This window comes from Natrarchaeobius versutus, assembly GCF_041205745.1.
GTDB classification, from domain to species: domain Archaea; phylum Halobacteriota; class Halobacteria; order Halobacteriales; family Natrialbaceae; genus Natrarchaeobius; species Natrarchaeobius versutus.
Genome location: NZ_JBGFCC010000007.1, coordinates 128,455 through 140,675, shown reverse-complemented (window position 1 = coordinate 140,675; position 12,221 = coordinate 128,455). Strand labels below are relative to the sequence as shown.

Here is a 12,221-nt window from a genome sequence, read left to right as displayed (position 1 = left end):
AGCGGCGTGTAAATCGTTTCATACGGAGTACTGTAACGGAGTTCTCGTTACCGGACCGGTCCGTCCGCCTCGGACTCGAGACGATCGGTCGTCCCCGGCAACGTAACGGAGAACGTGGCGCCCTCGCCGGGTGCGGATTTCACCCAAATCTCCCCGCCGTGGCGTTCGACGATTCGTTTACACATCGCGAGGCCGATCCCCGTTCCCGCGTGTTCGTCCCGGGCGTGAAGTCGCTCGAACACCTCGAAGACACGATCCTGCTCGTCGGGGTCGATCCCGATTCCTTCGTCGCGGACCGAGACGAGCCAGCCCTCGCCGTCGGGTTCGGCGGTGACGGCGATTCGCGGCGGGCTCTCGCCACTGTACTCGATCGCGTTCGACAGGAGGTTCTGAAAGAGTCGTTGCAACTGACGCGGATCGCCTTCGACGCGCGGAAGATCGGCGATCTCGACGGTTGCGTCGGTTTCCTCGAGACGGAGCTCGAGATTTTCACGAACGCCGGCGAGCACGTCGCCGAGATCGACCGGCCGTAACGGTTCGCTCTCGGTTTCGATGCGTGAAAACTCGAGCAATCCATCGACCATCGCCGTCATTCGTTCCGATCCGTCCAGTGCGTACTCGAGGAACTCCTCCCCATCCTCGTCGAGGTCGTCGCCGTACCGTCGGTCGAGGAGGTGGAGATAACTCGACACCATCCGGAGCGGTTCCTGGAGGTCGTGTGATGCCGCGTACGCGAACTGCTCGAGGCGTTCGTTTGACTCTTCGAGGTGTCGTTGCGTTCGTTCGAGCAGTCTGTTCTGGCGCTCGAGTGTGGCCGCTCGAGTTTTCGCTCTGGCGTCGGAGACGCCGGCGACGAATCCGGCGACGGCGCTGAATCCCGTCAGTATCGGGATCGACCGTCCGGGCTCGGAGAGGCCCGTATCGGGTTGGACGTGATAGAGCGCGAGGATACCGATCATGATCCCGATCCCGGCCACGGTTCGCCCGAAAATAACGACGAAAAACTCCTCTGAGATGTCGGTCCGGGGCAGTCGATACCCACCGGCGAGGAGGACGAGTCCCGGCGTCCCGACGAAACAGAAGACCACGAATACGGCGACGATCGATTCGTCGTGAGACGTTCGGATGACCGCGGTTCCGATCGCGATCAACAGGTACAGCGCCCCGAGTGACATAATCAACGCCCTGGCATCGACTGCGGACGAAAAACGGGGCCCTGATTTCATTGGATCAGTTCCGGGCGCACAATCCATAACGGTTTTGCCCTGGTCGCCCACACCGGTGTGGGCGATGGGAACGACGGAGTCGCGAATTCGCGTCCGCTCTCCCCATTACCCGCTGTCCGACAGTATAAACGCGAGGGCGACTAACGGTCGCGTATGACGCTCCCGATCGACCCCGAGACGATCGATCCCGACGAGTTCGGCGAGAAACAGGCGGTTCTCGAGATGAGCCACGAGGCGGCGGTCGAACACGTCCGTGAGGTCTGTCAAGACGTCGGCTTCGGTATCCCCGTCGAGTTCTCCCCCTCGGAACTGCTGAACGAGAAAGTCGACGCCGACCGCGACCCCTACTACGTTCTCGGCGCCTGCAACCCCGAGATCGCCAACCGGGCCCTCGACGAGACCATGCGCATCGGCGGCCTCTTTCCCTGTAACGTCATCGTCTGGGAGGAGGAGCCGGGTCGACAGCGCGTCTACCACGTCTCGATCATGAAAATCGCCCGTCTGCTCGGCATCGCACCCGACAACGAGGCCTGGGAGGAGATCGTCGACACCACGGGCGATCTCACCGAGGACGCGTTCGACCGACTCGACTCGGTCGAAGGCGAGACGACGGACTAACACTGCCGGACAAACTAGAGTAGCCACTGAACGTCAATGCACACCCGATCGCCAGACGGTTCGGCGATCGGTGTGTACATCGTTTCAGTTGTTACGGTATTCGGGGTCTGCACGCACCACTGCGGCTGTCCTCGATGGTGACGACCACGACTTCGTGATCGACTTCCCGCCAACTTCTCTCCGCCAGTACGATCGCGACGGCAGTTTTCCGGCTCTCGCGGTCTGGAACCGAACTCGAGACGATCGAAACCGCCTCGTCTTGTCGCGTCCGCCCGCAACCGTCGGTCGACTTCGCTCGGGAAAATGTCAACGTTTACGTAGCATCCGTCAGATAACGGGACATGGACGTTCGGACCGCCTTCTTCGCCCTCCTGCTCGTCGTCCTCGGAGCGATCGCGACGCTGATGATCGCACCGCTGTTGCAGTACGTGATGGCCGCGGCGCTTCTGGCGTTCGTGCTCTACCCCGCGTACGAACGCCTCGAACCTCGTCTGGGATCGAAGATGGCTGCACTCGCACTGACGCTCCTCGCCGTCGTCGGAGCGGTCGTCCCACTATTGCTCGTCTCGCTGATCGTCCTCCAGACGGTCGCCTCCTTTCTCGGCGATATCGACGGGGCGAGCCTCGTCGAACGGAGTCGCGAAATCGCCCGAGACGAATTCGGTCTCGAGGCCGAACAGATTCAGGCGCTCGAGTCGGCGGTCCTCGCGGAGATCGACTCGTCGCTGTCGAACGCCGCCGAAATCGCGTTGCTCGAACTGCTGAGTCTCGTCAACACCAGCATCGAGATGGGGCTCGGATTGATCGTTTTCGTCTTCCTCCTGTATTACCTGCTTGCCGACGGCGAGACGTTCGTCGCCTGGCTCCGTGAGGTGGCCCCACTCGAGACAGAAGTGCGCGAGGAGCTGTTCGCGGAGATCAACGTCGTCACCTGGGCGGTGATCAAGAGTCACGTCCTCGTCGCGATCGTCGAAGGGGTTCTGGGTGGACTCGGACTGTACCTGCTGGGCGTCCCGAACGTCGCATTCTGGACGATCATCATGGTCGTCGTCGCGTTTCTGCCGGCCGTCGGCGTCTGGCTCGTCTGGGCGCCCGCCGTGGGCTACCTCGCGATGACCAGTGGCCCCGTTCCAGCCGTCGCGTTGTTTCTCTACGGCGTCACCGTCCTCTCGATCGTCGACAACTACCTGCGGGCGATCTTCGTCGACCGGGACTCGGGGCTCCACCCGGCCGTCGTCATCGTCGGCGTCATCGGCGGGATCTACCTGCTCGGTATCATGGGACTCTTCCTCGGCCCCGTCCTGCTCGCGGTGTTCAAAGCGGGGCTGAACGTCTTCAGCCGCCACGACTTCACCACGGCCGCCGCCGAATCCACCCACCCGACCGAGACGCCGGACAAACTCGACGGCGAGACCGCCTCGAGCCCGACCGACTGAGGGGGACCGTTGTAAGTCGTTACAACGATCCCTGTGAGATGGTTTGCTGTACCGAGGGACCGACCAGCCCCATCCCCCGGAGGGGCGTCTCCGCTGGCGGAGAACACGGCCATTCAGGAACTGACGCCCGTTACCCCTCGGATCGACAGCCGGAGCAGGCCGAGTGCCTCGGGGCTTGACCCGGGGGAGGTTCACTGCTCGTTTGGCTCCCGGGCGCGCTCGGACTCTTCACCTTCCTCCGCTTCGGCCTCGAGTTCCTCGAGATACTGTTCTGCGTCGTATCGGATGTAGCCGGTGTAGAGTAGGACGATCGAGAACAGGATCAACGGAACGCCAAACAGCATAAACAGCGCCGCCAAGAGCGTGAGGAGATCGGGAGGGAGCGCCATACGCTCGCTCGGTGCCGACCGGCTAAAGGCGTTTTCCTCGAGTGTGCCGATGGCCGACCGAGGGCAATCGCCGATCGGATTGGAAACGGCAAGTCGTCCAGTTCACGGCTCTCTCGAGCCCGTAAAAGCATCGAGACTCGACTGTAATCCGGCGGCGAGTTCCGACTTTCGACGCAGACGGGCGTGTGAGACCGGGAGTCGGGTCGTGACCTCCGAGACGGCGTCGTGGAAGGTTTCGGCCTCGCCGTACGTTCCGTCGAACGCGTTGCGAACGCTCTCGCGGACCTGCCAGACGCCGACCGGCGCCCAGTAGTCGTCGCTCACCTCACGCAAGACGAGACACTTCGCCTGCCGACCGATCGACTCGAGGTGCTCGAGGACGCCCAGCCGGGCGGCGTAGTACGCGCCGGCGGTCTCCTCGACGTAGCTCGTCCGGCCCTCGTAGCCCTCGCTCGCACTCGCCATCCAGACGTCGTCGTGGGGGTCAGGGTTCCAGATGCTCCCCGGGGCTTTCATCTCGACGAGTTCGAACTCCCAGCGCCCGGGCGCGAGGATCACCCAGTACCGATTTCCCATGTACTCGTTCGCCCACACCTGTACCTCGTCGATGCTCGGCTCGTTCCGGATGCGACCCCGAAGGAACTGACCGACGGTGTCGTCGACGGCCGTGATCGACCAGCGCGTCGGGACGAGTCGACGCTGTTTCGCCTCGCCCAGCGCGCCCGCCGAGAGGATCGAGTTGATCTCGTAGACGTCGAATCCGCGCCGATAGAGGTAGGTCATCGCGCCCTGGGCCTGCCAGTCGTCGTCCTCGAGGGTCTTCTTCACCGGCCGCGGCACGTAAGGGTTCTCCCGGAGTTCGGCGTTCCGGGCGTTCGCCCGCGGACCCCGCGGCGTCGCGACGTCCGTCCCCGTCTCGAGTCCGAGGTCGGGCGTGTCGTCCAGGCCGATCTCGAGGTCGACCGGGCGGTCCGCAATGGCAACCTCCCGCTGGACGCCGACGAAGCCGTCCCAGGTGTCGTGTACGGAGGGTGCCAACCGGCTCGCGATCCCCGGCGAGTCGACGTTCGCGCGTTTGCTCGAGTTCAGGAGTCCGGTTCGACGCTGGAGCACGTCGTCGATCGCGTACCCCTGTCGGTACCAGGTTCCGTCCGTGACGTACTCCTCGGCGTCGTCCTCGTCGCCGACCGGTGAGAGCAACCCAATCGGAATGTCGGGGTAGTTCGACCGCCCGACGAAGATCGACGGCGACGTCGAGCCGACGAGGGTATCACCCGAGAGCGCGTCGTCGAATCGGCGCTCGAAATCCTCCAAGTGGTCCGTAATCGCGTAGGATTTCTCCTTCGCGAGGCGCCGTCGCTCGGCTTCCTCGTCGGGCTCGAGTTCCTCGATATAGTCGCCGAGACGCATTCGGTCGATCTAAGGCGGGGGTCCGTTTGAATGTTGAGTTCCAGCTTCGAATAGCGGTCCGGTTCTCCCGTCTGGGCGTCGATACACGCGGCTGTTCGTCCGGATCGCCGTAACGATCGTTCGGGTGATCGCACACTGCCCGATTCTCTCGGCGATATAGTATAGTAACAACTGAAACGATGTACACACTGATCGCCGAACCGTCTGGCGATCTGGTGTGCAATGACGTGCAGTGGCTACTATCACGTTCGAAACACTGTCTCGTCGTCCAACAGAAGTGTCAGAGGCACGGCCCGATCGGCGACCGGGCGGTTCACCGACGTGGTGGGCCGCACGTCTACTTTCGACTGGGACATAAAATATCCATAAGGGTATTTTCTGACTCAGAAAACACTCAACGTCGACCGAAACCGCCCTCTCGAGGTCCCGCCAGTCCGTCCGCGTTGCCGGCGTCGCGAGTTCGCAAAAGACAACGGTTAAAAACGACGGGCGGAAAGGGAGGGGTATGAGTACGACCGACGACCGCGGAACGCGATCCTGCGTCTCCTGTGGGATCAACATCGCCGGCACGAACGCCGCCGCGTTCAAGTGCCCCGACTGCGGAGCCCAGATCTATCGCTGTGCAAAGTGTCGCAAGCAGAGCAATCTCTACGAGTGTCCCGACTGCGGGTTCACGGGTCCGTAAGACGATTACTATGGGAAAAGTAGCCGCCAAAATCAAGGTCATGCCGAGCAGCCCAGAGATCGACCTCGACGCGCTCCAGGAGCGCCTCGAGAGTTCCCTTCCCGAGGGAGCGAAGATCAACGGTGTCGAACGAGAGGAGGTCGCGTTCGGCCTCGTCGCGCTCTATCCCACCGTGATCGTCCCCGACGGCTCCGGCGGGACCGAGACCGTCGAGGAGAACTTTACGGGTGTCGAGGGCGTCGAGAGCGTCGGTGTCGAAAACGTCGGCCGTATCTGATCGGGATCCGTTTTTCCCGAACCGATTTTCAAACCCTCGAGCGCCGCGAGTTCGAAGCCGATCGCGAGCAATCGATCAGACTGTCGACCGGAGTGAACACAATCCTTACTTTTACGACCGCGAAACGACTCGAGCGTGAACCCGTTGTCGGACCCGCGAAAGCGTCGGTGGCTCGCGTGGGGAGCGCTCGCGGTCGTCTTCTTGCTCGTCAACCTACACCGGCTCTCGACGGCTGTCCTCTCCGAGCGGCTGACCGCGGATTTCGAAACAACGGCGGCTCAGCTCGGGACGCTCCACGCGTCGTTTTTCCTGATCTACGCGGCGATCCAGATCCCGACCGGCGTGCTCGCAGACCGAATCGGGCCGCGCCACGTCGGATCGATCGGCGGCGTCGTGTTGAGCGTCGGCGCGATCGGCTTCGCCGCGAGCGACGGCTACGCCCTCGCACTCGTCTCCCGAGCGCTGATCGGTCTCGGAAGCGGCGTCATCTTCGTCTCCATCCTCCGGTTTTGTGCGAACTGGTACCAGGCAGACGAGTTCGCGACGATGACGGGACTGACCGCCGGCGTGGCCGGCCTCGGTGCTATCCTCGCGACCACGCCGCTTGCGATCACCGTCGATTCGTTCGGCTGGCGCCCGACCGTCTTCGGACTCGCGATCGTCGGCTTTCTCGGCTCCGCGGGCGTCTACGTCCTGGCGCGTAACTCCCCGGCCGACGCCGGCCTCGAGCCGATCGAGGGCGTGCCCGAACAGCCGTCGATCACGCTCGCCGAGACGGGGCGATACCTCCGGCGGCTCGCTCGCGACCCCGACCAGTGGCTGTTGTCGATGATCTTCTTTGCGGGCAACGGAACGATCCTGACGCTGATCGGACTGTGGGGCGTGCCCTACCTCGTCGTCGTCTACGAACTCGAGGTGACGACGGCATCCTACTTTACGCTACTCGGCTCGATCGGAATGCTCGTTGGCGCGCCGGCGGTCGGCTGGATCTCGGATCGGCTCGGACAGCGAACGCTCCCGCTCGTCGCCGGGTTGGGGCTGTTCGTCCTCGTGCTCTCGATCGTTCCCGCGGTCGGTCGGCCGCCGCTTCCCGTCGTCGCCGTCGCGTACTTCGTCTGTGGGTTCTTACTCGGGACCGTCATGCTCTCGCTGTCGATCGTCAAAGAACGGTATCCCGCAGGGGCAAGCGGGGTCGCGACGGCGACGGTCAACGGCGCGGGCTTCGTCGGCGCGACCGTGCTTCCGACCCTGATCGGCGTCGTACTCGACGCCTACCGGACCGGCGATACCGTGGGGGGAACCGTCGCCTACACCGAGTTCGGCTACCGGCTCGCGTTCGGATTGCTCGCCGGTTCCGTCGTCGTCGCGTTTTGCTGTTCGCTCGTCTTGCATCGACGGACCGCGGCCGGAGGGTAACCGCCTCCCCGAGTCGACTACTCGAGGGTCCGTTTGGACTCCGGGTCGACCGCCTGTAGGTACTGCTCCAAGAGGTCCGGAAACTCCCGACCGCGGATGTACCGGAGGCCGAAGTCCTCCGTCCAGTCGATGATCCCCCGGTCTTCGGTGACGACGCCGGCCTCGAGTTCGCGTGCCAGAATCAGGAGGTCGAAGTCCTCTCTCGAGTCGAGTACGCCGGTACGCATCGCGTCGCGGTACTTCTCGCGTAGGTCCGAGACCACGGCATCGACCTCGGTCATGTGGTCGTGGCCCTCGAGTGGCTCGTCGGAGGCCCCCTCCGCTCGCCGGACAGCCCGCTCGGAGACCCGCAGGCCACGGTCGACCCGACCGCTCATCTCGTCGACGAAGCTGTAGACGACGTTCGCCGGGATCGACACGCCGTAGCGGTCGGGATGTTTGCGGATTACCCACGTGTTGAGCTTCGCGTACACCTCCTCGTCGACGCCACGAGCCTCGAGCATCGTCGTCAACTCGTCGTGGATCGTCGGCGGCACGTAACAGGAGATCCCCAGGTTGAGTCGGGCGTTCGCGATCGACTCGAGCAGTCTGTGAAGCGTCTCCTCGAGCGATTCACCGTCGCGGCGGATCTCCTCGGTGAGAAACAGCGACGTGTCGAGGACGAACCGCTGTTTGAACGCCTCGCTCATGGACGAGTTTGGACTCGAAGCGAGAAATAACTGCGGCCCATCCCTCGTGAGACGAAACGACTATCGGCCTCTGGAAAGATTCCGCTAATACCGTAGATAAGAACCATGGATGGGTTGGTAGAAATTATCGATGATGCGCTCGGATTTATTGCGAAAGGAGTCAGCGCAGTAATTGTCCTCTTCGCACTCTGGTTTTATTTTTCGACGAACGTGTGGGTGTTCTACTTGCTGGCCGGAATAGTGACGAGTCTCGTCGGATTGGCTGTCATCATTATCCTCTACCAGCGGGCTATTCAACCCGCATAATATTGGACGATCTGCATCAAAATCCGTCTCAGCGGTACCGATGTCCGCTGTCGGCTTCACGCTCACTCGCCGCGGTTCCGATTTGCACCGAGATTCGCCTCGGAAACGATCTTCGCACCCGGTTCGGAGAGGTCGACGGTGACGTCCTCGTGGACGGCCTTGCTGATCTCGTCGACGTTGCCCGCGAGGACGGTCAGGATGTCGTCGGGGTGGGCGTACAGGAGCATGGTCCCGTCTTGTCCCTGGGCGACGAGTTGCGTGTCGTTCAAGACGATCTGGTCGTTCTGGATCGTCGCGGCGACGACCGGCAACGCTTCCGGCTTCCCGGGTTCGTCGTCCCGAACCTTCCGGATGTGCACCTCGTCCAGATCGAGCACCTCCTTGTACTCCTCGATCCGCTCGGCGCAGTTGACCATGTCCTGGAGCACCGACGTCTTGTAGTGGCCGGCGTGGTCGCCGTCGAGACAGTGCTGGCAGACGCGGAGTTCGATTCGCATCGACGAATCTTATCGCTCGAGTCCGATGAGAATTCCGTTTCGGCGGCCCCCGAAACGTCGACGGACCCACCCGTCGAAATCCGTCGGATCACCGTGCGGTTGGGGTGTGGTTCTTCCATCCCGGCGGCGTAGCGACCCGTATGTGTGCGACCGAGTATCACAGACTGCTCGGGATCGGCGAATCCGCCTTCGACGGCCTCGAGGATCACCTCGAGTCCCGCACCTACGAAGGCCGGGAGTACCGCCACGTGCCGGACTACCGCCGCGGCGTCGAGCGCGGGACCGTCTTACTCGAGGGCACCGTCGTCCGCGGGTTTCCGAAAGTCCCGCGAACGCTGGTGCTCTCGGCCGGCATCCCGACGGCGTTCGGCGACGGGGAGAAGATCGTCGTCGAGGAGAAATTGAACGGCTACAACGTTCGCGTGGCCTGTATCGACGGCGAGATCCTGGCGTTCTCGCGGAGCGGTCGGATCTGTCCGTTTACCACGCGGATGCTCGAGCGACTGATCGACCTCGCCGACCTCGAGGCGCTGTTCGCTACACACCCCGGGGCGATGATCTGTGGCGAGATTATCGGTCCGGAGAACCCCTACACGGCCTGTGACTATCCTGGTGTGGACTCGCTCGCGTTCCGGGCGTTCGACTGGCGCGACCGCGAGACGGGTGCCCCGCTCCCGGTGGGCGAACGCCGCGAGCGATACGAGCGCTTCGACGTCCCGCAGGTTCGGTCGTTCGGCACCTACGAGGTCGACGAAACGGCCGAGATCCGACGAATCATCGATCGACTGGACCGCGAGGGTCGCGAGGGAATCGTGATGAAGTCCCTGAGCGGGACGCGACAGCTGAAGTATACGACGTCGGCCGCGAACCGGGGAGACCTCGCGTACGCGTTCTCGCTTCCGTTCGATTACGGACAGCCGTTCATGTTCCGGCGCCTGCTCCGGGAAGCGTTCCAGTCCGTCGAGTGGGACGAATCGGACGAGGTCGCTCGCGAACGCGCTCACGACCTCGGCGAGGCGATCGTGCTGTCGATGCGCGAGGCCATCCAGTGCGTCGACGACGGCGGGACGGTCGGCGAGGGACACACCGTCCGCGCGTGCGACGACGCGATCGACGCGCTCTTCGAACACCTGCGGGCCGACGGGCTCCAACTCGAGATCGAGTCGGATCGCCACGAGAACGGCGACCGGATCGTCGAATTTCGCAAACGAACCCCATCGAGCAACGACAAGATCCGGAACTACCTCGAGGGCCACGTCGTCGAGGAGTGACGAGGCCGGGTCGCTTCGTCGGCTTCGCCCCCGTCTTCACCGCCTCTCTTAGCCGGCTTCGCTCCCGTCTCTAATGCGCTTCAGCTCCCGTGACCCGTCTTCTCGTCACTCCCGATCGCGATCGAGAATCTCCCGAATTCGGTCCGTCCCCGCCGCGGCGTAGCCGCCGTGGTGACAGATCGTGTGCTCGATCTCGAGTTCCGCGAGGTCGGCGACCGACTCGAGCGCGCGATCCATCTCGGGCGTGTACTCGGGTTTCGGACCGGAAAGCGACTCGTCGCCGTCCGCGACGAGCGCATCGCCGGCGACCAGGAGTTCCCCCTCCGGAAAGTAAATTGAGACGTGCCCGGGCGTGTGGCCGGGCGTCTCGAGGACTTCCATCGGTCCGGCGAGCGTCGGGATCCGAACGCCACCGGCGAGTTCGAAGTCGACGGACACCGGCGGATACCGGTCGTCGTCCTCGCTCCCTTTCAACGGATCGCGCTCGCCGGTCACGAAAGGCGTTTCCGCCCGATGAGCCGCGACGACCGCGTCAGTCCGCTCGAGCAGGGTCGCGAGCGCGCCCGCGTGATCTGCGTCGTGGTGAGTGAGGACGACCAGCCAGACGTCCTCGAGTTCGTAGCCGAGGCTCTCGAGGTGGACGTGGAGGGAACCGACCGCTCCCTGTGGCCCGGCATCGATCAACACCAGTCCGCGTTCCGTTTCGACCGCCGTCGGCGATACGGTAAACTCACGCCCCCCGTGTTCGACGGAGAGCGAAAGGACGTGAACACCCGGATCCTCTCGGTCCTGCATACGCGATAGTTCAGCGCCGAGTTCGTATAGTATCCACCGAACCGAGACGCACTCGAGCACCCGAACAGGCGGCGTCGGCGTGTCGATCGATCCGACAGTGATGGGATACGGTTTACCGCCAGGGGATCGCGGTGATGGGCCACTCCCAATCGTGTCACTCATCCCATAGGTTTAAATACAAGAACGTTGCCAAATTGTTCGGACGAGAAATGGTCGCTACAAACTCGCTCTCGGCCCTCGAGTCGGATCCAGACCCGATCTCGAACGTCCGAGAGCAGACGTTTCCCGCGGGCGTCGAAACACACGTCGAACGCTACGAACGGATCGTCGGCGACAGGGACAGGGAGCTCTGGCAGTGGCTATACCGGGTGTTTCCCGGAATAACGCTCTCCGCCGTCGATTCCGAGGGAGTTCGACGCGTCCGGAACGCGAAACTCCTCGCGTCGATCTACATCACGGTGGTCGACGACGTCGCCGAACGCTACGGCGATCGGGCGACGTTCGAGGAGTTGGCGAAGGTCCCGTTCGAACGGAGGCGTCCGAACCCGGACCACCCGAACGTCGACGGTGATCGGGTTCGGTTCGCGATCGACCTCTGGGACGGATTTCGTACGGTCTACGAGGGGCTCCCTCGAGCCGACGAGTTCGCGGATCTGCTCCAGTTCGACCTCGAGCAGTCGCTTTCGGCCATCGAGTACTCTTACCTACTCAACCGATATCCGACCCTCGGCACGGAACGCGAACTCTGGGCGTACGACGTCCACAACATGCTGGTGTTCGTCTACGCGGACCTCGACCTCGCCGCCGCGCCCTCGTTCGACGAGTGTGAACTCGCACCGCTTCGCCGACTCTGCTGGCGAACACAGCGGATGGCGCGGATCAGCAACTGGATCTCCTCGTGGAAGCGCGAACTCGGCGAGCGGGACTACAGTTCCGGCGTCGTGACTCGCGCACTCGAGACCGGGATCGTCTCGTCCGAGGACATCGCACGAATCGAGCGGGAACCGACGGCGGCGACCGTCGAACCGGTCGTTCGTGCGATCGAGGAGTCGGGGGTCGAAGCCTCACTTCTCGAGCGCTGGCGCTCCGAGTACCGGGAGGCAAAGCGATTCGACGACGACCTCTCGAGTCTCGACGTCGACGCCTATCTCGACGGATTCGAGACGATACTCCGCTCACACGTTGCCCGCCGCGGTAACTGATCGG

Annotated in this window: 13 protein-coding genes; 7 read left to right on the top strand and 6 right to left on the bottom strand. The window is 63.4% G+C overall.

Annotated elements, in window-relative coordinates; genetic code table 11:
• Positions 1 to 47 precede the first annotated feature (47 nt).
• Entirely contained in the window at positions 48 to 1,226 is a 1,179-nt protein-coding gene (locus tag AB7C87_RS16220; RefSeq protein WP_369730535.1) for a sensor histidine kinase, read from the bottom strand.
• Positions 1,227 to 1,379: 153 nt separating this feature from the next.
• Between AB7C87_RS16220 and AB7C87_RS16215 the strand changes: the two genes are divergently transcribed.
• The gene (locus tag AB7C87_RS16215) at positions 1,380 to 1,844 is read left to right on the top strand and encodes a DUF302 domain-containing protein (RefSeq protein WP_369730534.1); all 465 of its coding nucleotides are present in this window, start codon (positions 1,380 to 1,382) and stop codon (positions 1,842 to 1,844) included.
• A 341-nt stretch (positions 1,845 to 2,185) separates the two neighbouring features.
• Positions 2,186 to 3,280: an AI-2E family transporter gene (locus AB7C87_RS16210; protein ID WP_369730533.1), complete on the top strand. Its 1,095-nt coding sequence runs from the start codon at positions 2,186 to 2,188 to the stop codon at positions 3,278 to 3,280.
• A gap of 191 nt (positions 3,281 to 3,471) precedes the next feature.
• Here AB7C87_RS16210 and AB7C87_RS16205 read toward each other — a convergent pair whose 3' ends face one another.
• Both AB7C87_RS16205 and nreA read right to left on the bottom strand, forming a co-directional pair.
• A complete protein-coding gene (locus AB7C87_RS16205; RefSeq protein ID WP_369730532.1) occupies positions 3,472 to 3,669 on the bottom strand; it encodes a hypothetical protein in 198 nt (65 codons plus the stop codon).
• Positions 3,670 to 3,771: 102 nt separating this feature from the next.
• A complete protein-coding gene (gene nreA / locus AB7C87_RS16200) occupies positions 3,772 to 5,079 on the bottom strand; it encodes a DNA repair protein NreA (RefSeq protein WP_369730531.1) in 1,308 nt (435 codons plus the stop codon).
• Between the two features lie 505 nt (positions 5,080 to 5,584).
• On the opposite strand from nreA, the gene AB7C87_RS16195 reads away from it, so the two are divergent.
• From AB7C87_RS16195 to AB7C87_RS16185, 3 genes are all read left to right on the top strand, one after another.
• Complete coding sequence (locus AB7C87_RS16195; RefSeq protein ID WP_369730530.1) at positions 5,585 to 5,764, top strand: HVO_2753 family zinc finger protein; 180 nt, start codon at positions 5,585 to 5,587, stop codon at positions 5,762 to 5,764.
• 10 nt (positions 5,765 to 5,774) lie between these two features.
• Positions 5,775 to 6,041 (top strand): elongation factor 1-beta, encoded by a 267-nt coding sequence (locus tag AB7C87_RS16190; RefSeq protein ID WP_369730529.1) that lies wholly within the window; start codon positions 5,775 to 5,777, stop codon positions 6,039 to 6,041.
• Positions 6,042 to 6,176: 135 nt separating this feature from the next.
• Complete coding sequence (locus AB7C87_RS16185) at positions 6,177 to 7,457, top strand: MFS transporter (RefSeq protein ID WP_369730528.1); 1,281 nt, start codon at positions 6,177 to 6,179, stop codon at positions 7,455 to 7,457.
• A gap of 17 nt (positions 7,458 to 7,474) precedes the next feature.
• Here AB7C87_RS16185 and AB7C87_RS16180 read toward each other — a convergent pair whose 3' ends face one another.
• Together AB7C87_RS16180 and AB7C87_RS16175 are read right to left on the bottom strand one after the other, a co-directional pair.
• Complete coding sequence (locus AB7C87_RS16180) at positions 7,475 to 8,146, bottom strand: RNA ligase partner protein (RefSeq protein WP_369730526.1); 672 nt, start codon at positions 8,144 to 8,146, stop codon at positions 7,475 to 7,477.
• Between the two features lie 368 nt (positions 8,147 to 8,514).
• Positions 8,515 to 8,949, bottom strand: a complete 435-nt coding sequence (locus AB7C87_RS16175; RefSeq protein ID WP_369730525.1) for a hypothetical protein — start codon at positions 8,947 to 8,949, stop codon at positions 8,515 to 8,517.
• Between the two features lie 140 nt (positions 8,950 to 9,089).
• Between AB7C87_RS16175 and AB7C87_RS16170 the strand changes: the two genes are divergently transcribed.
• Positions 9,090 to 10,220, top strand: coding sequence for an RNA ligase (locus AB7C87_RS16170; protein ID WP_369730524.1), 1,131 nt, complete (start codon positions 9,090 to 9,092; stop codon positions 10,218 to 10,220).
• Between the two features lie 105 nt (positions 10,221 to 10,325).
• Here AB7C87_RS16170 and AB7C87_RS16165 read toward each other — a convergent pair whose 3' ends face one another.
• A complete protein-coding gene (locus tag AB7C87_RS16165) occupies positions 10,326 to 11,015 on the bottom strand; it encodes an MBL fold metallo-hydrolase (protein WP_369730523.1) in 690 nt (229 codons plus the stop codon).
• A 209-nt stretch (positions 11,016 to 11,224) separates the two neighbouring features.
• Here AB7C87_RS16165 and AB7C87_RS16160 point away from each other — a divergent pair, with 209 nt between their 5' ends.
• Positions 11,225 to 12,217: a hypothetical protein gene (locus AB7C87_RS16160; RefSeq protein ID WP_369730522.1), complete on the top strand. Its 993-nt coding sequence runs from the start codon at positions 11,225 to 11,227 to the stop codon at positions 12,215 to 12,217.
• Positions 12,218 to 12,221: the final 4 nt, after the last annotated feature.

Bases quoted from the DNA above. Each gene is read 5' to 3' on its own strand.
- AB7C87_RS16160 (WP_369730522.1), top strand. From the start codon at position 11,225: ATGGTCGCTACAAACTCGCTCTCGGCCCTCGAGTCGGATCCAGACCCG.
- AB7C87_RS16165 (WP_369730523.1), bottom strand. From the start codon at position 11,015: ATGCAGGACCGAGAGGATCCGGGTGTTCACGTCCTTTCGCTCTCCGTC.
- AB7C87_RS16170 (WP_369730524.1), top strand. From the start codon at position 9,090: ATGTGTGCGACCGAGTATCACAGACTGCTCGGGATCGGCGAATCCGCC.
- AB7C87_RS16205 (WP_369730532.1), bottom strand. From the start codon at position 3,669: ATGGCGCTCCCTCCCGATCTCCTCACGCTCTTGGCGGCGCTGTTTATG.
- AB7C87_RS16215 (WP_369730534.1), top strand. From the start codon at position 1,380: ATGACGCTCCCGATCGACCCCGAGACGATCGATCCCGACGAGTTCGGC.
- AB7C87_RS16220 (WP_369730535.1), bottom strand. From the start codon at position 1,226: ATGAAATCAGGGCCCCGTTTTTCGTCCGCAGTCGATGCCAGGGCGTTG.
- AB7C87_RS16190 (WP_369730529.1), top strand. From the start codon at position 5,775: ATGGGAAAAGTAGCCGCCAAAATCAAGGTCATGCCGAGCAGCCCAGAG.
- nreA (WP_369730531.1), bottom strand. From the start codon at position 5,079: ATGCGTCTCGGCGACTATATCGAGGAACTCGAGCCCGACGAGGAAGCC.
- AB7C87_RS16175 (WP_369730525.1), bottom strand. From the start codon at position 8,949: ATGCGAATCGAACTCCGCGTCTGCCAGCACTGTCTCGACGGCGACCAC.
- AB7C87_RS16180 (WP_369730526.1), bottom strand. From the start codon at position 8,146: ATGAGCGAGGCGTTCAAACAGCGGTTCGTCCTCGACACGTCGCTGTTT.
- AB7C87_RS16210 (WP_369730533.1), top strand. From the start codon at position 2,186: ATGGACGTTCGGACCGCCTTCTTCGCCCTCCTGCTCGTCGTCCTCGGA.
- AB7C87_RS16195 (WP_369730530.1), top strand. From the start codon at position 5,585: ATGAGTACGACCGACGACCGCGGAACGCGATCCTGCGTCTCCTGTGGG.